Annotated in this window: 17 protein-coding genes; 11 read left to right on the forward strand and 6 right to left on the reverse strand. The window is 68.2% G+C overall.

Annotated features, from left to right (window positions below; translation table 11 throughout):
* Window positions 1-19 precede the first annotated feature (19 nt).
* The 3 genes from pyrE (at window position 20) to ACM6LU_RS07335 (ending at window position 1,764) form a co-directional block, all read left to right on the forward strand.
* Window positions 20-583 (forward strand): orotate phosphoribosyltransferase, encoded by a 564-nt coding sequence (gene pyrE / locus ACM6LU_RS07325; RefSeq protein WP_414936765.1) that lies wholly within the window; start codon window positions 20-22, stop codon window positions 581-583.
* 120 nt (window positions 584-703) lie between these two features.
* Window positions 704-1,096, forward strand: coding sequence for a DUF2784 domain-containing protein (locus ACM6LU_RS07330; RefSeq protein ID WP_414936766.1), 393 nt, complete (start codon window positions 704-706; stop codon window positions 1,094-1,096).
* 14 nt (window positions 1,097-1,110) lie between these two features.
* Window positions 1,111-1,764 (forward strand): TrmH family RNA methyltransferase, encoded by a 654-nt coding sequence (locus tag ACM6LU_RS07335; RefSeq protein ID WP_414936767.1) that lies wholly within the window; start codon window positions 1,111-1,113, stop codon window positions 1,762-1,764.
* A 70-nt stretch (window positions 1,765-1,834) separates the two neighbouring features.
* Here ACM6LU_RS07335 and ACM6LU_RS07340 read toward each other — a convergent pair whose 3' ends face one another.
* Entirely contained in the window at window positions 1,835-3,970 is a 2,136-nt protein-coding gene (locus ACM6LU_RS07340; RefSeq protein ID WP_414936768.1) for a molybdopterin oxidoreductase family protein, read from the reverse strand.
* Window positions 3,971-4,042: 72 nt separating this feature from the next.
* Here ACM6LU_RS07340 and ACM6LU_RS07345 point away from each other — a divergent pair, with 72 nt between their 5' ends.
* On the forward strand, window positions 4,043-5,062 hold the full coding sequence (locus ACM6LU_RS07345) for a glycoside hydrolase family 76 protein (RefSeq protein WP_414936769.1): 1,020 nt from the start codon (window positions 4,043-4,045) through the stop codon (window positions 5,060-5,062).
* Window positions 5,063-5,083: 21 nt separating this feature from the next.
* On the opposite strand, the gene ACM6LU_RS07350 is transcribed toward ACM6LU_RS07345, so the two are convergent.
* From ACM6LU_RS07350 to ACM6LU_RS07360, 3 genes are all read right to left on the reverse strand, one after another.
* Window positions 5,084-5,617 (reverse strand): GNAT family N-acetyltransferase, encoded by a 534-nt coding sequence (locus ACM6LU_RS07350; protein WP_414936770.1) that lies wholly within the window; start codon window positions 5,615-5,617, stop codon window positions 5,084-5,086.
* Window positions 5,618-5,703: 86 nt separating this feature from the next.
* Window positions 5,704-6,573: a LacI family DNA-binding transcriptional regulator gene (locus tag ACM6LU_RS07355; protein WP_414936771.1), complete on the reverse strand. Its 870-nt coding sequence runs from the start codon at window positions 6,571-6,573 to the stop codon at window positions 5,704-5,706.
* 88 nt (window positions 6,574-6,661) lie between these two features.
* A complete protein-coding gene (locus ACM6LU_RS07360) occupies window positions 6,662-7,696 on the reverse strand; it encodes a LacI family DNA-binding transcriptional regulator (protein WP_414936772.1) in 1,035 nt (344 codons plus the stop codon).
* Between the two features lie 126 nt (window positions 7,697-7,822).
* Here ACM6LU_RS07360 and ACM6LU_RS07365 point away from each other — a divergent pair, with 126 nt between their 5' ends.
* From ACM6LU_RS07365 to ACM6LU_RS07395, 7 genes are all read left to right on the forward strand, one after another.
* Window positions 7,823-8,839 carry a substrate-binding domain-containing protein gene (locus ACM6LU_RS07365; protein ID WP_414936773.1) on the forward strand — a complete coding sequence of 339 codons (1,017 nt, stop codon included), beginning with the start codon at window positions 7,823-7,825 and terminating at the stop codon, window positions 8,837-8,839.
* Window positions 8,836-9,825, forward strand: a complete 990-nt coding sequence (locus ACM6LU_RS07370) for an ABC transporter permease (RefSeq protein WP_414936774.1) — start codon at window positions 8,836-8,838, stop codon at window positions 9,823-9,825. The genes ACM6LU_RS07365 and ACM6LU_RS07370 overlap by 4 nt, the downstream gene beginning before the upstream one ends.
* Window positions 9,822-10,643, forward strand: a complete 822-nt coding sequence (locus tag ACM6LU_RS07375; RefSeq protein ID WP_414936775.1) for an ATP-binding cassette domain-containing protein — start codon at window positions 9,822-9,824, stop codon at window positions 10,641-10,643. The genes ACM6LU_RS07370 and ACM6LU_RS07375 overlap by 4 nt, the downstream gene beginning before the upstream one ends.
* Window positions 10,643-11,518, forward strand: coding sequence for a PfkB family carbohydrate kinase (locus ACM6LU_RS07380; protein ID WP_414936776.1), 876 nt, complete (start codon window positions 10,643-10,645; stop codon window positions 11,516-11,518). The genes ACM6LU_RS07375 and ACM6LU_RS07380 overlap by 1 nt, the downstream gene beginning before the upstream one ends.
* Window positions 11,515-12,162, forward strand: a complete 648-nt coding sequence (locus ACM6LU_RS07385; RefSeq protein ID WP_414936777.1) for a nucleoside/nucleotide kinase family protein — start codon at window positions 11,515-11,517, stop codon at window positions 12,160-12,162. Before ACM6LU_RS07380 ends, ACM6LU_RS07385 begins: the two co-directional genes overlap by 4 nt.
* Window positions 12,159-12,905 (forward strand): SDR family oxidoreductase, encoded by a 747-nt coding sequence (locus tag ACM6LU_RS07390; protein WP_414936778.1) that lies wholly within the window; start codon window positions 12,159-12,161, stop codon window positions 12,903-12,905. Before ACM6LU_RS07385 ends, ACM6LU_RS07390 begins: the two co-directional genes overlap by 4 nt.
* A 185-nt stretch (window positions 12,906-13,090) precedes the next feature.
* A complete protein-coding gene (locus ACM6LU_RS07395; protein ID WP_414936779.1) occupies window positions 13,091-13,504 on the forward strand; it encodes a VOC family protein in 414 nt (137 codons plus the stop codon).
* A gap of 8 nt (window positions 13,505-13,512) precedes the next feature.
* Here the strand turns inward: ACM6LU_RS07395 and ACM6LU_RS07400 are convergent, their stop codons facing one another.
* Both ACM6LU_RS07400 and ACM6LU_RS07405 read right to left on the reverse strand, forming a co-directional pair.
* Window positions 13,513-14,184: a DedA family protein gene (locus ACM6LU_RS07400; protein ID WP_414936780.1), complete on the reverse strand. Its 672-nt coding sequence runs from the start codon at window positions 14,182-14,184 to the stop codon at window positions 13,513-13,515.
* A 150-nt stretch (window positions 14,185-14,334) separates the two neighbouring features.
* Complete coding sequence (locus ACM6LU_RS07405; RefSeq protein WP_414936781.1) at window positions 14,335-16,623, reverse strand: MFS transporter; 2,289 nt, start codon at window positions 16,621-16,623, stop codon at window positions 14,335-14,337.

The raw sequence follows: 16,623 nt of genomic DNA on the forward strand, positions 1-16,623 counted from the left end.
GTGTGTAAGACTCTCGGCCGTGGCGTACCCCGGGGTTGATCAAGCGGCAAAACTCGAACTGGCCAGGTTGGTCGGCGAACTGGCCGTCGTGCACGGCAAGGTGACCTTGTCTTCCGGCAAGGAAGCCGACTATTACATCGATCTCCGGCGGGCGACGCTGCATCACGCGACCGCACCGCTCATCGGGAAGCTACTCCGGCAGCTCACACACGACTGGGACTACGTCGCCGCCGGCGGCCTGACCCTCGGCGCGGACCCGGTGGCGCTGGCGATGCTGCACTCCGCGGCCACCGACGGTGTCGTGCTCGACGCGTTCGTCGTCCGCAAGGGCGCCAAGGCGCACGGCATGCAGCGCCAGATCGAAGGCGTCGAGGTGCTGGGGCAACGGGTGCTCGCCGTCGAGGACACCTCGACCACCGGTGGCAGCGTGCTCACCGCCGTGAAGGCGCTGCGCGACGCCGGGGCGAACGTGGTCGGCGTAGCGACCGTCGTCGACAGGGACACCGGAGCCCGCGAGGCCATCGAGAAGGAAGGCCTCGAATACCGTTACATTCTGAACAAGGACGACCTCGGTCTGTCCTGATTCAAAGCATCCCGAAGGGGGCATCCTCCGCGCGAACGGAAGATGCCCTCTTTTTTCGTGCGCGTTTCTCGATACGAGAGGGGTAACGTTCCTGGTAGGGGTGTGAAAGGGGGCGTACTGGTGGCCGGGTTCTTGGCGAACGTGACGGTGGCGGTGCACATTCTCGCGCTGTTCTTCATCGGATTCGGTGGATTCCTCGCGTGGCGATGGCCGAAGGTGATCTTCGCGCATGTGTTCTTCGCCGCATGGGGGATCCTCGTCAACGTCTTCCCCTGGCCATGCCCGCTGACGGCGGCCGAGAACTACTTCCGGCACCAGCAGGGCCTCGGCGACCTGCCCGGCGGCTTCAACGCCTACTACCTCTACGACACGGTGTTCCCGCGTTCGATGCTGCCCGTCGTCATCGTGATAGCGATGGCGACGGTGATCATCTCCTACGTCGGCACGGTCCAGCGCTGGCGTCACCGCCACCACGACGGGGACGCACCGGCGCACCGCGTGAGCATGGGCTGAGTGACAATCACTCAGTGAACTCGGAAGAAGCCGGCCCCACCGAATGGGTGGCGCGGGAAGAGGTCGGCGTCGGTCCGTGGGAGGGCGAGTGGCCCGCGGACGAGCGGTACGACCCCGAACTGCTGGCCAACGGTGATCGCCGGAACGTCGTCGACCCGTACCGCTACTGGCGGCGCGAGGCCATCGTGTCCGATGTGGACGGCCGTCGGCACCCGTTCCACGTCGCGATCGAGAACTTCCAGCACGACCACAACATCGGCACCGTCGTCCGGACGGCGAACGCGTTCGCCGCGGCCGCCGTGCACATCGTCGGGCGGCGGCGCTGGAACCGGCGCGGCGCCATGGTGACCGACCGCTACCAGCACCTTCTCCACCACGAGGACGTCAACGGGTTGCTGACCTTCGCCGCCGCGGAGGGACTCGCCGTGGTCGCCGTCGACAACACCCCCGGCTCGCAGCCCGTCGAGACCGCGGAACTCCCGCGCGAGTGCGTGCTGCTGTTCGGCCAGGAAGGGCCAGGGCTTTCGGCCGAGGCGCAGAAGACCGCGTCACTGGTCGTATCGATCGCCCAGTTCGGCACGACACGCTCGATCAACGCCGGCGTCGCCGCCGGGATCGTCATGCACGCCTGGGTCCGGCAGCACGCCGACCTCACCACCGCCTGGTAACTCCCGCGTTTCGTCCTCTGGTTGCGGTCCTTGCATGCGCAATTACCGCAACCAGAGGACGAAACGCGAGCTAGACCGGGGCGACCTCCACCGGGATCCCGTTCAGGACGGCGTTCCCGGACGGGACGTCGAGCAGGGTCTCGTCGGCGACCAGATTCGAGTTGACCCCGGCGTGCGCCGTCGCGACCTTCGTGCGCATGCCGTCGACGTCGTGCCCCCAGCCGTGCGGCATGCTCACCACGCCGGGCCGGACGTCGGCCGTGACCTCCACCGGCGCTTCGAGCTTCCCCGCCCGCGACGTCACCGAAGCGAGCCCCCCGTCGGTCAGCCCGAGCCGGGAGGCGTCGTCCGGGTGAACCTGGACGGTGCACCGGTTTCCGCCGCGTACCAGCGGCGTCAGGTTGTGCATCCAGGAGTTGTTCGAGCTCAGGTGCCGTCGTCCGATCAGCAGCAGGCCGCCGTCGGGCACCTTGTCCAGTTCCGCGCGCAGCCGCGGGATGTCCTTCGTGATCGCGTCCGGCGCCAGCTCGACCTTCCCGCTCGCGGTGGTGAGCACCTCCGGCAGCCGCGGCTTCAGCGCGCCGAGGTCGATCCCGTGCGGTGCGGCTTCGAGGTCGGCGAGTTTCAGCCCGTACGGTCCGCCGCGCAGCATCAGGTCGATCATCCGCGCCGGTCCCGTACGGCCTTCGGCGAGCGACAGTTCGACACCGGTGCGCCGCGCGGTCTCGCCCGCGACCATCGTGTCGAAGGCGGCGACGTCGACGTCCGGGCCCTGGCCTGCGGCGATCCCGGCCATCCGCAGCAGGGTCACCCACTCCTGCGGCATGTCCGTGTCGAGCGTCGGCGGCGTCCAGTTCGCGACGTTGCGCACGGCGAGGGTGTACAGCGCGACGTCGTAGTGCGGTCGCTCCAGCGGTGACGGTCCGGGCAGGATGACGTCGGCGTGCCGGGTGGTCTCGTTGAGATACACGTCGAGGGAGACCATGAAGTCCAGCTGCCGCAACGCTTCCGTGAACCGCGCGGAGTTGGGCGTGCTCAGTGCCGGGTTGCCGCTGACGGTCACCAGCGCCCGGACCTTGCCCTTGCCGGGTGTCTCGATCTCGTCCGCGAGTGTGGCCACCGGCAGTTCGCCGAGCACCTCGGGATACCCGCGCACCCGGCTCGTCCAGCGGCCACTGGTGAACGGCGAAGACCGTCGCGGCTTCCACGCGGCGGGCAGCGGGAACATCACGCCGCCTTCGCGGTCGAGGTTGCCGGTGAGCGTGTTGACGACGTCGACCAGCCAGCTGGCGATGGTGCCGTACGCCTGGGTCGTGGTCCCCATCCGGCCGTAGACCGCGGCGCGTCCCGCGTTCGCGAGGTCGAGCGCGATGCGGCGGATCTCGGCCGCGTCGATCCCGGTCGCGGGCGCGACCGCCTCCGGGGTGAACGGCTCCGCGAGCGCGCGTACTTCTTCGACGCCGTTCACCTGCTCACTGGGAGTGACCAGGTTCTCCGTGAACAGGACGTTGACCAGCGCGAACAGGAACAACGCGTCGGTGCCGGGCCGGATCGCGTGGTGCTCGTCGGCGAGCTGGGCGGTCCGGGTGCGGCGCGGATCGAGGACGACGATCCTGCCGCCCCGCTTTTGAATCCCGCGCAGCCTGCCGCGGATGTCGGCCGCGGTCAGCAGGCTTCCGTTGGACACCAACGGGTTCGCGCCCAGGATGAGCAGGTGCTCAGTGCGGTCGAGGTCGGCGACGGGGATGGTCTGCGGGTCGCCGAACAGGTAGCCGGACGAGAAGTGTTTCGGCATCTGGTCGACCGTGGTCGCGGTGTAGAAGTTCTTGGTGCCCAGAGCTTTGAAGAACACGCGGCCGTAGAGCACCAGCGCCGCGTTGTGCACCGTCGGGTTGCCCGAGTACACCGCGACGGCGTCCTTGCCGTACTCGTCGATGATCGGCCGCAGTCGCTTGTCGATCTCCGCGAACGCCTCGTCCCAGGTGACCTCGACGAACTCGCCGTCGCGTTTTACCAGCGGCGCGGTGAGCCTGTCCGGGTCGTGGTGCAGTGCGCCGAGCGAGGCGCCCTTCGGGCAGATGTACCCCTGTGAGAAGACGTCCTCGCGGTCACCTCGCACTCGGGTGACCAGGCTCTTCTCGTCGATCGTCACCTCCAGGCCGCAGGTCGCTTCGCAGAGCGGGCAGGTCACATGCGCCGTGGTCATGAGCACCTCGCGGGTTCGGGAACCGTCTCAACATACTGAGCGGTATGTCAGCGGGCAAGGGATGATGGCGCGATGACTGCTCTCGCCGACCGGGCCGCGGCCGCCGAGCGCGCGGTTCGCGACCGGCATCTGCGCCGGGTTTGGGGACTGCCCGGCACCGTGCTCGGCCGCAGCGGCTGGCCGCCCTCGGCGGGCCAGCGCGTCCACTGGCACTGGAACTACTGGTGGCAGGCACATCTGCTGGACACCCTCGTCGACGCGCAACTGCGGGACCCCTCACCTGATCGACTGAAGCTGATCGACCGGTTCGTGGCGTCTCTCCGGCTGCGCAACTTCGGAAAGTGGATCAACGACTACTACGACGACATCGCCTGGCTCGGCCTCGCGCTGCAACGCGTGGGGCATCTCGGGCTGGACGTGCGCGGCGGGCTGGAGGCGATCAGTTCGCGCCTGCGCGAAGGCTGGACCGACGACGCGGGCGGCGGGATCTGGTGGCGCGTCGGCGACAAGTTCAAGAACGCGCCCGCGAACGGTCCGGCCGCGATCTTCCATGCCCGCGAAGGCTCGGTGCAGCACGCGGAGGGCCTGACCGAGTGGATGACCGAACGGCTCGTCGACCCGGAAACCGGACTGGTCTGGGATGGCCTGCGCGTCGACTCCGGTGAGCTGGTCAAGCATATTTTCACGTACTGCCAAGGGGTCTATCTCGGCGCCTGCCTCGAACTGTCCGAAGTAGACAGAGTGGAGCACTCGATCCACGCGGTCGCGGAACATGTCGCGCCGGACGGCGTGATCCGGGGGCAGGGCGACGGCGACGGCGGCTTGTTCGCCGGAATCCTGGCGCGGTACCTGGCGCTCGCGGCGCCGCTGCTGCCGAGCGGGGTGGCGCGTGATCTGGTCATCCGGTCGGCGGAAGCCTGCTGGAGCGGCGCCACCGAGACGCCGCACGGGCCGCTCTTCAGTGCCGACTGGGCGACTCCGGCCCCTTCGCTGCCCCTGGCTCCTGACGCGCCTGAGCGTGACCTGTCCGTCCAGATCAGCGCATGGATGCTGCTGGAAGCCGCCGCCACCCTGACCCACGACCGCAACTAGAGGACTACTTGCGGTCGTGGGTCACCAGACGTCGCCCGAGCGCCAATCCGCGGTGATCTCCCCGTCCAGGTCCATCGTGACCCCCACCGGCAGCACGTGGATCGACCCGTCGTCCTCCTTCGTCGCCTCCACGCCCGAAGGCGTCATGGCCGACGAAGGACCGCGCCACAGCAGCCAGCCACGCGACGCGTAGAACTCCAGGGCCTCTTCAGACGCCGAAAGCGCCCCGAGGTCGTATGCCTTCCGCAGGACCCGCTCCAGCGCGTCCATCATCGCGGCGCCATGACCGCGCCGCCGGTGATCCGACCGGACGGCGACAGCCTCGACGTAGCCCGTCCGGAGTGCCCGCCCGTCGTGCACGAGCCGCCGCTGGACCAGCGACGCGTGCCCGATCAGCTCGCCGCCCTCCCAGATCAGCGTATGCATGCCGCCGAGAGCGTTTTTCCAGTCGTCATCGCTGAAATCGCCATCGAAGGCGTCGTCGAGCAGGGCGCGTGCCGCTTCCAGCACGGCGGCGTCGAGGTCGGCGGTATGCACGGTCCACAGCTCGGTCATTCCGCCATCTTCACCCGGCGGCGGCGTTCTGACCAGCCAGATCCGAAGCACTCTTCACCGCTGAGGATCCATCGGCGCGGTGTGACTCAGCAGCCGCACGACTGACGGTGTATGAAGCGCGGCGCGAGCCGTACGGATTCAGGTCGTCGCTCTGGGTCGGTGATCCGGGCCAGCAGGAGTTCGACGGCTTTGCGCCCGATTTCTTCGATCGGCTGCGCCATCGTGGTCACCGCCGGGGTCACCTGCCCCGCCCATTCCATGTCGCCGTACCCGACGATCGCGAGGTCGCGCCCGATCCGGATGCCGAGCCGGTGTGCCTCGTACTGGACGCCGATCATCATCGCCTCGCTCGCCACCACGAGCGCGGTCGGCGACGGCCAGCTGTCGAGCAGCTTCGCCGTCGCGGCGGCCGCGCCCCCCGCGGTCGACTGTCCGCACGCGACCAGCTGCGACGACCACCGGATGCCGGAGCGGCCGAGACCGAGCCGGTAGCCCAGTGCCCGCTCCTCGAAGGTGGTCATGTCCTCTTCGCCCGAGATGAAGCCGATCTTGCGGTGCCGCAGCCCGGCGAGGTGCCGCACGAGCGCGCATACGGCCTGGATGTTCTCGGAGCCGACCTGGTCGACGTCGTTGCGTCCGGCCATCCGGTCGACGAGCACGGTCGGCACGCCCATCCGGACCAGTCCGTTGATCACCGCGTCGTCGCCCGCCGACGGCACGAGCAGGACGCCGTCGACGCGGTCCGCCCGCAGCGCGCGGATGACCGCGGCCTCTTCGGCGACGCTGTCCCCGGTGTCGGCGAGGGTGATCTCGCAGCCGTGACGGCGCCCGGCGCGGCGGATGGCGCGGATGAGTTCACCCGAATACGGGTTCGCGTGCATCGCCATGGCCACCCCGAACCGGTGGGTGACAGGGGTGTCCTCCCACAGGGGTAACGCCGGGGACAATGCGGTCATCACTCCACGCCTTCATCCGAGCTTGAATGAAGGTAACGGCTGACGGGGCATCGCTTGGCCGCAAGAGCGGAAAGTCTGCCGACAATCATCAATGTGAGTGAACGAGCGCGCATCCGCACGACGCCCGATGGCGCAGCGTAGGCGGAATCCGAATCGTCTGGGCCTTGCGCGCGGGATCGTTGATCCTGGCCAGCAGGAGGCGTACCGCCTGTGTGCCTATCTCCTCGATCGGCTGCGCCATCGTGGTCAGCGGCGGATCGACCAGATCTGCCCACTCGACGTCGTCGTAGACCACCACCGGCAGGTCGATCCCGGCACGCAGGTCCCGGCGCCGCAGCTCGTGCAGCACCCCGACCATCATGCTGTCGTTGCCGACCACCAGCGCGGTCGGTGGTTCCGGGAGCGCGAGCAGGGTGCTCAGCGCCAGTGCCCCGCCCGCCCGCGACGACTGCCCGCACGCGACCAGGTCTTCCGACCAGGTGAGCCCCGAACGGCCGAGTCCCAGCCGGTAGCCGAGGATGCGCTCTTCGCTGGTGCTCAGCCCCGCCGCGCCGCTGATCATCCCGATCCGCTGGTGCCCGAGCGACGCCAGATGCGCGGTCAGCGCCGACGTCGACTGGATGTTCTCCGCGCCGACCTGGTCGACGTCGGTGCGCGTGGACAGCCTGTCGATGAGCACGGTCGGGACGTCCAGCGAGACGAGTTCGCCGATCACCGAACTGTCACCCGGCGAAGGCGTGATCAGCAACCCGTCGACCCGGCGGGAACGCAGGGTCCGGACTGTTTCACGCTCGGTGTCGACGGTGTCGTGCGTGTCCGCCAGCAAGACCGTGTACCCCGCCGACGCGGCTTCGCGCTCGATCGCCTGGATGAGCACGGCGAAGTACGGGTTCGCCAGCAGGGAGATCGCGACGCCGATCGACCGCGTACCACCGGTGACCAGGGATCGGGCGATGGCGTCGCCGGTGTAACCGGTCTGCTCGATCGCGCGGAGAACCGCGGCCTTGGTCTCCTCGGCCACCGCCCTCGTCCCGTTGACCACGTGTGAGACTGTCGTGATCGAGACTCCCGCCAGCTCGGCGATGTCGCGTTGGGTGGGGCGGGAGGAGCGTGACGGCGGCATTACCAATCCTCGATCAGGTACTCGAACAAGAGGTATGGGCAAGCGTTTGCGCAAACGCTTGCGAGCGAGCATAACCCTGTCTACCTTCCGGTCCATCGCCGATAGCCTTGAATCGGAGGGCATCCCATGAGACAGCGCAGTCTCGTCGCGCTCGCCCTGGCCGCCGCGCTGACGGCGACCACGGCCGGGTGCACGGTCGAACGCCACTGGGGTGGCGGATCGAACGCCGGAGGCGGTGGCAAGGCCAAGGTCGGCCTGGTCACCAAGACCGACACCAATCCCTACTTCGTCGAACTGAGAGCGGCCGCCAAGGCCGCCGCCGAAGCGAACGGCGCGGACTTCAGCGCGCTCGCCGGCCAGTTCGACGGTGACAACGACGGCCAGGTCCGGGCCATCGAGAACCTCATGCAGCAGGGTGCGAACACCATCCTGATCACGCCGAGTTCCTCGACCGGCGTCCTCGACGCCATCGACCGCGCCCGCAAGGCCGGGGTGCTGGTCATCGCGCTCGACACCGCGACCGAGCCCGACACCGCCGTCGACGCCACCTTCGCCACGGACAACTTCGAGGCCGGGCGTCAGCAAGGCGCGTATGTCAAAGCCGTGCTCGACGGCAAGCAGCCGAAGCTGTTCATGGTGGACGGCACCGCCGGATCCACAGTGGACACTCAGCGGCACACCGGGTTCCTCAAGGGCATCGGGCTGACCGACGCCTCGCCGGAGATCAAGGGCAAGACGCCGGCCAACGGCGACCAGAGCCTGGCTCAGCAGGGCGTGGAGAACCTGTTGCAGCGCACCACCGACATCAACGCCGTCTACACGATGAACGAGCCGATGGGCCGCGGCACCTACGCCGCGCTCCAGGCCCGCGGCCTGGTGAACCAGATCGTGATGGGCTCGATCGACGGCGGCTGCGAAGGCGTCAAGAACGTGCGCGACGGCCAGTACGCCGCCACGGTCATGCAGTTCCCCAAGAAGATGGCCGAGCAGGGCGTCCTCGCCGCCATCGAGTACGCCAAGACCGGCAAGAAGCCGAGCGGCTTCGTCAACACCGGATCCGCGGTGATCACGGACAAGCCGATCCCCGGCGTGGAAAGCCAGGACACCAAGTGGGGCCTCGAGAACTGCTGGGGGACGAAATGACTACGGCGACCCTCGAACGCAACGAACGACCGACGATCGGTGAGTTCTTCCTCCGCGCACCAGCCGTCGGGCCGACGCTGGCCTTGCTCGTCGCGATCGTGGTGTTCTCCTCCTCGACGGACACCTTCCTCGATCTCGACAACCTTTCCCTTGTGGTGCAACAGTCCCTGGTGGTCGGCACCCTCGCCCTCGGGCAGACGCTGATCATCCTGACCGCGGGCATCGACCTGGCCAATGCGGCCGCGATGGTGCTCGCGACACTGATCATGGCGAAGCTCGTGGTCGGTGGCGTGTCCGGGATCTGGGCGCTGCTGCTGGGAATCGTGGCGACGGTGGTGATCGGGATGGTCACCGGCTCACTGGTCACCCGGATCAAACTGCCGCCGTTCATCGTCACGCTCGGCCTGCTGACGGTGCTCACCGCGGCCGCGAAACTGTTCGCGAGTGGCCAGGCCGTCCCGGTCGCCGACACGCTGCTCAAATGGCTCGGCACCCGCCGCTACCTGTTCGGCGGCATCCCGATCACCTACGGCATGACGCTGGCTTTGCTGATGTACCTGGCACTTTGGTACGCGCTCACGCGGACACCATGGGGCAAGCACGTCTACGCGGTCGGCAACGCGCCGGAATCCGCGCGACTGTCCGGGATCAAGGTCAACCGGACCATTCTTTCGGTGTACATCGTCGCCGGGGTGATCGTCGGGATCGCCGCCTGGCAGGCGCTCGGCCGCGTGCCGAACGCCGACCCGAACGCCTTCCAGCTCGGTAACCTCGACTCCATCACCGCGGTGGTGCTCGGTGGCGCGAGCCTGTTCGGCGGCCGGGGTTCGGTTCTCGGGACGATGATGGGCGCGCTGGTCGTCGCGGTGCTGCGGTCCGGCTTGACCCAGCTCGGGGTGGACGCGCTCTACCAGGACGTCGCCACCGGTGCCCTGCTCATCGGCGCTGTCTGCGTCGACCGTTTCGCGAGGAGGCAGCAGTCATGACGACACCCACGACGCTTGAACCGACTCTAGCCGCGCGGGGACTGGTCAAACGTTACGGCCGGGTCACCGCCATCGACGGTGCCGACTTCGAACTGTTCCCCGGTGAGGTGCTCGCCGTCGTCGGTGACAACGGTGCCGGGAAGTCGAGCCTCATCAAAGCCTTGTCCGGCGCGGTGGTCCCGGATTCCGGCGAGATCGAAGTGGACGGTCAGGTCGTCCACTTCAAGTCCCCTTTGGACGCTCGTCACCACGGGATCGAGACGGTGTACCAGGATCTCGCCGTCGCGCCCGCGCTCGACATCGCGTCGAACATGTTCCTCGGCCGGGAAAAGCGGCGGAAGGACCTCTTCGGACAGCTGTTCAGGAAGCTGGACACCGCGACCATGCGAGCCGACGCGCAGCGGATCCTGGACGAACTCGGCATCAACATCAAGTCCATCACGCAGCCGGTGGAGACCCTGTCCGGCGGGCAGCGCCAGGGTGTCGCGGTCGCGCGGGCGGCCGCGTTCGGTACCAAGGCGGTGATCATGGACGAGCCCACCGCCGCGCTCGGCGTCGCCGAGTCCGGCAAGGTCCTCGACCTGATCAACCGGATCCGCGAACGTGGCCTGCCGGTGGTGCTGATCAGCCACAACATGCCGCATGTGTTCGACATCGCCGACCGCATCCACGTGCACCGGCTCGGCAAACGCGTCGCGGTCGTCTCGCCGAAGACGCACACGATGAACCAGGTCGTCGGCCTGCTCACGGGTGCGCTGGTGCTCGGTGAGAACGGCGAAGTCGAAGAGGTCGCTTCAGCCGTCCACACTGGACTGTGATGCGAGTGCTGCTGGCGGGCCTGTGCACCGTCGACCAGGTTCAGCGCGTCGCCGAGTTCCCGGCGCCGGGCGAGAAGGTGCGTTCACTGTCGATGGACGTCGCCGCCGGAGGGCCGGCGACGAACGCGGCGGTGACCGTGGCCTCGCTCGGCGCCGGAGCGACGCTCCTGACGGTCGCCGGCGCGCACCCGCTGGCGGCACTCGCCCGCGCCGACCTCGAGGCGCACGGCGTCGACCTCGTCGATCTCGACCCCGACCTGCCCGATCCGCCCGCGATCAGCGCCATCGTGGTCCGTGATTCCGACGGTGAGCGCACCGTCGTCTCGCGCAACGCCCACGCCTCTTCGCGATTCGTCCTCTCGTTGCGGTCCTTGCACGCGCAACTACCGCAATTAGAGGACGAATTGCCCGGGTGCGTACTCCTCGACGGGCACCATCCGGAGGTCGCCCTGGAAGTGGCGCGCTGGGCGCGGGAACGGAAGGTGCCGGTGGTGCTCGACGCCGGGAGCTGGAAGCCGGTCTTCGAACAACTCTTGCCGCTGGTCGACATCGCCGCGTGCTCGTCGCTGTACCGCGGCGACGACCCACGCGAGCACGGCGTCCCGGTCGTGATTACAACGGCGGGCCCCGAGCCGGTCCGCTGGTCGACGGCGGACGGCTCCGGTGAGATCCCCGTTCCCGTCACCCGGGCGCGTGACACGCTAGGGGCGGGCGACGTCTGGCACGGGGCTTTCGCGTACGCGGTCGCCAGGGACACAGGGGACGTCCCCGGCTGGATCGAATTCGCCAACGAGGTGGCCGCCGAACGGGTGCGGCATGAAGGACCGAGGTCATGGACGGCCGCGGTCGCGAAGAGGGGAGAAGGACTGCCATGACTGCCATGCCTCCGGTGTTCGAGGACCTGTTGAGCAGGGCTCAGACGCTGGCGAAGCCGGGACAGCGCAGCGTGCTCGGCATCGTCGGCGCCCCCGCGTCCGGCAAGACGACGCTGGCCTGGGGCCTGGCGAAGGCGCTGGGCACGCGGGCGGCCGTGGTCGGGATGGACGGTTTCCACCTGGCGCAGGTGGAACTGCAGCGCCTCGGCCGCGCGGAGCGCAAGGGCGCGCCGGACACCTTCGACGCCGCCGGTTACGTGCACCTCCTGCGAAGGCTCGCCGAAGGCCGCGAGACGGTCTACGCGCCTGAGTTCCGCCGTGAGATCGAGGAGCCGATCGCCGGTGCCGTCGCGGTGACGCCGGACGTCCCGCTGGTCATCACCGAGGGGAACTACCTGCTCATGCAGGACGACCCGTGGAGCGGCGTCAAGCCGATCCTCGCCGAGTCGTGGTTCCTCGCGCCGGACGAACCCGAGCGCATCGAGCGGCTCGTGTCGAGGCACCGCCGCTACGGCCGTTCGCTGGTCGACGCCCGCCGTCGCGCGCTCGGTTCCGACCAGCGCAACGCCGATTTGATCGCGTCCACCAGCGGCCGGGCCGACCTGGTCCTGGAGAACCTCCCGCTGGTCAACTTCGTCATATGACCGGCGTCATCGTCGTCACCGGCGGCGGCAAAGGCATCGGCGCGGCGGTCTGTGAACTGGCCGCCGCGCGTGGTCACGACGTCGTCGTCAACTACGCGGGCGACGCCGAAGCGGCTGAAGGCGTCGCTTCACGCGTCCGGGAACACGGCGCCCGGGCGATCACCTATCGCGGGGACGTCGCGTCCGAAGACGATGTCGTGGCGCTGTTCGACGCGGCTGTCGAACTCGGCCCGCTCGCCGGGGTGGTCGCGAACGCCGCCATCACCGGCAACACCCCAGGCCGCTTGGACGAGTACGAGGTGGACGTCGTCCGCCGCGTGGTGGACGTCAACATCACGGGCGTCTTCCTGTGCGTCCGCGAGGGCATCCGCCGGATGTCCACCCGGTACGGCGGCGCGGGCGGCGCGATCGTGACGGTGTCCTCCACCGCCGTGCGCACCGGATCGCCAGGGGAATGGGTCCACTACGCGGGAACAAAGGCCGCGGTCGAAACGATGACTTACGGTGTCGCGCAAGAAGTCGCGAGAGAATCCATCCGGGTCAACGCCGTCGCGCCGGGCATGATCCACACCGGACTGCACGCGGCGGCGGGGATGCCCGATCGCCTGGACCGGCTCGCCCCGACCATCCCGATGGGACGGGCGGGAGAACCCGGCGAAGTCGCGGAAGCCGTGCTGTGGCTGCTTTCCCCGGCCGCTTCGTACACCACCGGGACGGTGCTGACCGTCGGCGGCGGACGTTGACATCCGGGGCCACGGACCGGTTACGAGCGGATATCGGGTCCGCGTGCGGTTCAGCCAATTTTTAACACTGTTTCCCGGCGGATATCACGATTCATGTGGGAAGTCGGCGGATCACCTCGCCGCCGGAGACCCCTGTGTCACTCTGGGGGCGCCCCCAAGCTTCTTGATCAGGACGGTCATCCCCGATGTCCAAGCTCATGTCTGTGCACCACCTGGCACTCACCGTGACCGACGTGGACCGGAGCGTGCCCTGGTACGCCCGAGTGCTCGAACTCGAGGAATTCACGCGTCGTGAAGACCCCGAAACGGGGCTGCGGAAGGTCGTGTTGCGCTCGCCGAGCGAGGGTTTCGCGGTGGTGCTAGTCGAACATCAGGACACCGAGCGGCCGCGGTTCGACGAACGGCGGACCGGTCTGGACCATGTGGCGTTCAAGGTCTCTTCGCGGTCGGAACTCGCCGAATGGGAAGCGCGGCTCTCGGAGTACGGCGTCGTTTACACGCCGTCGAAGGAATCGCGGACCCTGGAAGGCTCGTCGGTCATCGTGTTCCGCGACCCGGACGGGATCCAGCTGGAGATCTGGGCGGACCCGGAGGCTTAGGACACGGCCTAAGTGGTCGTGCGGTCTTCGACCTCGTCGGCGGGGCGCCGCATCTCCTGGCGGTAGCGGATCACGCCGTAGGCCGTGCCCACCACGAAGAACGCGATGCTCACCCAGAGCGCGGCCGTCTTCACCCACGGAAGCTGGTCCAGCAGACCGGCGCCGTAGTAGCCGAGCAGCACCAGCGTCGGCACCCAGAGCAACCCGCCGAGCGCGGTCGCGATGGCGAACCGGCGCGGATCCATCCGCGCGGTCCCCGCGATGAGCGGCGCCAGCGTGCGGATCCACGGGATCCAGCGAGCGGCGACGATGGCGAAGAAACCCCGTCGGTCCAAAAACGCCCTGGCCCGTTCGAGGTTGTGCCGGTTCAGCACCTTGCCGCCGCGCCGTGCGATCAGTTTCGTGCCCGTCGACCGGCCGATGTAGTAACCCACCTGGTTGCCGAGGATCGCGACGAGCAGTGCGGCGGCCGAGAGCAGCCACGCGTTCAGGTCGGAGCCGTGCTGCGCGAGAACGACCCCGGCCGCGAACAGCAGGGAGTCGCCGGGCAGGAACAGCCCGATGATCAGCGCGCATTCCACGAAGATGAAGCTCAGCACGATCACCCAGACGAGCACCGGCCCGGCGGTGTCGAGCCAGCTCACGCCGATGCCCGCGGCCTCGGTGTACACCTCACTCACGTCGTGAGCCTACGTGTAACCGGCGAACCCCACGCGGCCGAACCATGGAATCGGGGTGTCCGAAAGTCCCGGTCACGCACCCGGCCGATGCTATGAACGGTCCGTTACTTGCAAAATTTGCAAGTAACGGACCGTTCATAGCATTCGCCCCTAGCGTTGGATGAGCTCGTCGAGCGCCTGGTCGTAGCTCAGCCGGACGTCGTGTTCGGCCTGGTCACCGCCCAGCAGCTCCACCCGGCTGGTGGCGGGCGGGTAGCCGCTGGCGATCACCGTGTACGTCCCGGCGGGCAGGTCGCTGACCGTGTAGTTGCCCTCCGCGTCGGTCCTCGCCACGGCGGCGACACCGCCCGAGGAGTCGAGCACGGTGATCCGCGCGTCCGGCACCACTTGCTCCCCGTCGGTGCGGGCGACCCCGCTGAGCAGGATCGTGCTGACCAGTTCGACGTCGTGGCGCAGCACCCCGGCGCCGGTGGCGGTCAGCGTCGCCGCGACCGGCCGGAACCAGCGACCGCTGGCGACGATCGTGTACCGGCCGCCCACGATGCCGGCGAACGAGTAGACGCCGTTCTCGCTCGTGTGCGTCCTGGCCACCTGATTGCCGTTGTGGTCGATCAGGGTCAGCGCCGCCCCCGCGACGTTCGTCGCGTCGTCCCGGCGGACGTGCCCGCTGATCTGCGCGGATCCCGCCCGGTAGACGCCGTTCCCGTTGGCCACGTGGCCGTTGCCGCTGGGCAGCGCGTGCTTGCCGGGCTCGACGGGCGCGGTCACGACCGTCTTCTCGGAGGCCGTTTCGGCAGGCGCGGGCTCCTCTTCTTCGTCGAGGAGGGCTTCGCCGCCTTCGAGAGCCGACGCCGCCGAAGGGGTCGACCCGCCGAGCAGCGGGATCTCCTTCATGAACATCAGCACCAGCGTCGCCAGCAGCGCGACAGCGCCCGCCACGTAGAACACCGTGGTGATCGACTCGGTGAAGCCGATCAGCACCGGGGTCTTGATGGCCTCGGGCAGGTTCGCGATACCGCTCGTGTTCGACTGGATGTCGCCCAGCGCCGCCGCACCTTCTCCGGTGGGCGCGTTGCCGCCGAATGCCTTGGTGATGTTGCCCGGCAGGACGTTGAACAGGATCGTCAGGAACACCGCGACACCCGCGGTACCACCGATCTGCCGGAAGAACGTCGCCGAAGCGGTCGAGACGCCCATGTCGCTGCGCGGGCCCGCGTTCTGTACCGCGATGATCAGCGTCTGCATGCAGGCGCCGAGGCCGAGACCGATGATCGCGGCCGCGACCAGCGGGTGCCACAGCGCGCTGTTGTACTCGACCTGCGCGAAGAAGAACGCGCCCGCCGCGATCAGCAGCGTGCCGACCACCGGGAACACCTTGTAGCGACCGGTCTTGCTGGTGATCTGGCCCGAGATGATCGAACCGCTCATGATGCCCGCCATCAGCGGGATCATCAGCAGACCCGACTCGGTCGGCGAGAACTCCTGAACCACCTGCATGTACTGCGGGATCATCATGATCGCGCCGAACATCGCCACACCGACGATGACGCCGCCGATGATCGCGACCGTGAAGGTCGAATTCTTGAACAGCCGCAGCGGGATCAGAGCCGCGTCCTTCATCAGCTTCTCGATGAAGATGAAGGCCACGACGCCGATGGCGCCGACGACGTAGCAGATGATCGCGTTCTGCGAGCCCCAGCCCCATTTGTTGCCCTGCTCGGCGACGATCAGGAACGGCACCACGGCGACGACGAGCGCGAGCCCGCCCCACCAGTCGATCTTGTGGTCGTGGCGCTGGTGCGGCACGTTGAGCACGCGGGCGACGACGAACAGCGCGACGATCGCGATCGGCACGTTGATCAGGAACACCCAGCGCCAGCCGGCGATGTCGTAGCCGAAGACGCTGCCGAGCTTGTCGAAGTCGGCGAAGAACCCGCCGAGTACCGGGCCGAGCACGGTGGAGATACCGAACACGGCGAGGAAGTAGCCCTGATAGCGGGCGCGTTCCCGAGGCGGCACGATGTCGCCCATGATCGTCATCGCCAGCGACATCAGACCACCGGCCCCGAGGCCTTGGACCGCGCGGAACGCGGCCAGCTCGTACATCGACGTCGCGAACGCCGAGGCGATCGAACCGATGAGGAAGATCGTGATCGCCGCGATGTAGAACGGCTTGCGTCCGTAGATGTCGGACAGCTTGCCGTAGATCGGCGTGACGATCGTCGAGGTGATCAGGTAGGCGGTGGTGATCCAGGCCTGCAGGTCGAACCCGTTGAGGTCATTCGCGATGCGGACGATCGAGGTACCCACGATCGTCTGGTCGAGTGCCGCCAGGAACATGCCCGACATCAGGCCGATCAGGATCGTGACGATCTGACGGTGACTGAGCCGGGGACCGTCTTCATGGACGGCTGGCGGACTTTCTACGGTGGTGCTCAC

Source organism: Amycolatopsis sp. cmx-11-51 (assembly GCF_047608665.1).
Classification (GTDB): Bacteria; Actinomycetota; Actinomycetes; order Mycobacteriales; family Pseudonocardiaceae; genus Amycolatopsis.

What these genes read in the sequence shown, in the direction of transcription:
- ACM6LU_RS07340 (WP_414936768.1), bottom strand. Translation starts at nt 3,970, where the DNA reads ATGACCACGGCGCATGTGACCTGCCCGCTCTGCGAAGCGACCTGCGGC.
- ACM6LU_RS07345 (WP_414936769.1), top strand. Translation starts at nt 4,043, where the DNA reads ATGACTGCTCTCGCCGACCGGGCCGCGGCCGCCGAGCGCGCGGTTCGC.
- ACM6LU_RS07350 (WP_414936770.1), bottom strand. Translation starts at nt 5,617, where the DNA reads ATGACCGAGCTGTGGACCGTGCATACCGCCGACCTCGACGCCGCCGTG.
- ACM6LU_RS07355 (WP_414936771.1), bottom strand. Translation starts at nt 6,573, where the DNA reads ATGACCGCATTGTCCCCGGCGTTACCCCTGTGGGAGGACACCCCTGTC.
- ACM6LU_RS07360 (WP_414936772.1), bottom strand. Translation starts at nt 7,696, where the DNA reads ATGCCGCCGTCACGCTCCTCCCGCCCCACCCAACGCGACATCGCCGAG.
- ACM6LU_RS07365 (WP_414936773.1), top strand. Translation starts at nt 7,823, where the DNA reads ATGAGACAGCGCAGTCTCGTCGCGCTCGCCCTGGCCGCCGCGCTGACG.
- ACM6LU_RS07370 (WP_414936774.1), top strand. Translation starts at nt 8,836, where the DNA reads ATGACTACGGCGACCCTCGAACGCAACGAACGACCGACGATCGGTGAG.
- ACM6LU_RS07375 (WP_414936775.1), top strand. Translation starts at nt 9,822, where the DNA reads ATGACGACACCCACGACGCTTGAACCGACTCTAGCCGCGCGGGGACTG.
- ACM6LU_RS07380 (WP_414936776.1), top strand. Translation starts at nt 10,643, where the DNA reads ATGCGAGTGCTGCTGGCGGGCCTGTGCACCGTCGACCAGGTTCAGCGC.
- ACM6LU_RS07385 (WP_414936777.1), top strand. Translation starts at nt 11,515, where the DNA reads ATGACTGCCATGCCTCCGGTGTTCGAGGACCTGTTGAGCAGGGCTCAG.
- ACM6LU_RS07390 (WP_414936778.1), top strand. Translation starts at nt 12,159, where the DNA reads ATGACCGGCGTCATCGTCGTCACCGGCGGCGGCAAAGGCATCGGCGCG.
- ACM6LU_RS07395 (WP_414936779.1), top strand. Translation starts at nt 13,091, where the DNA reads ATGTCCAAGCTCATGTCTGTGCACCACCTGGCACTCACCGTGACCGAC.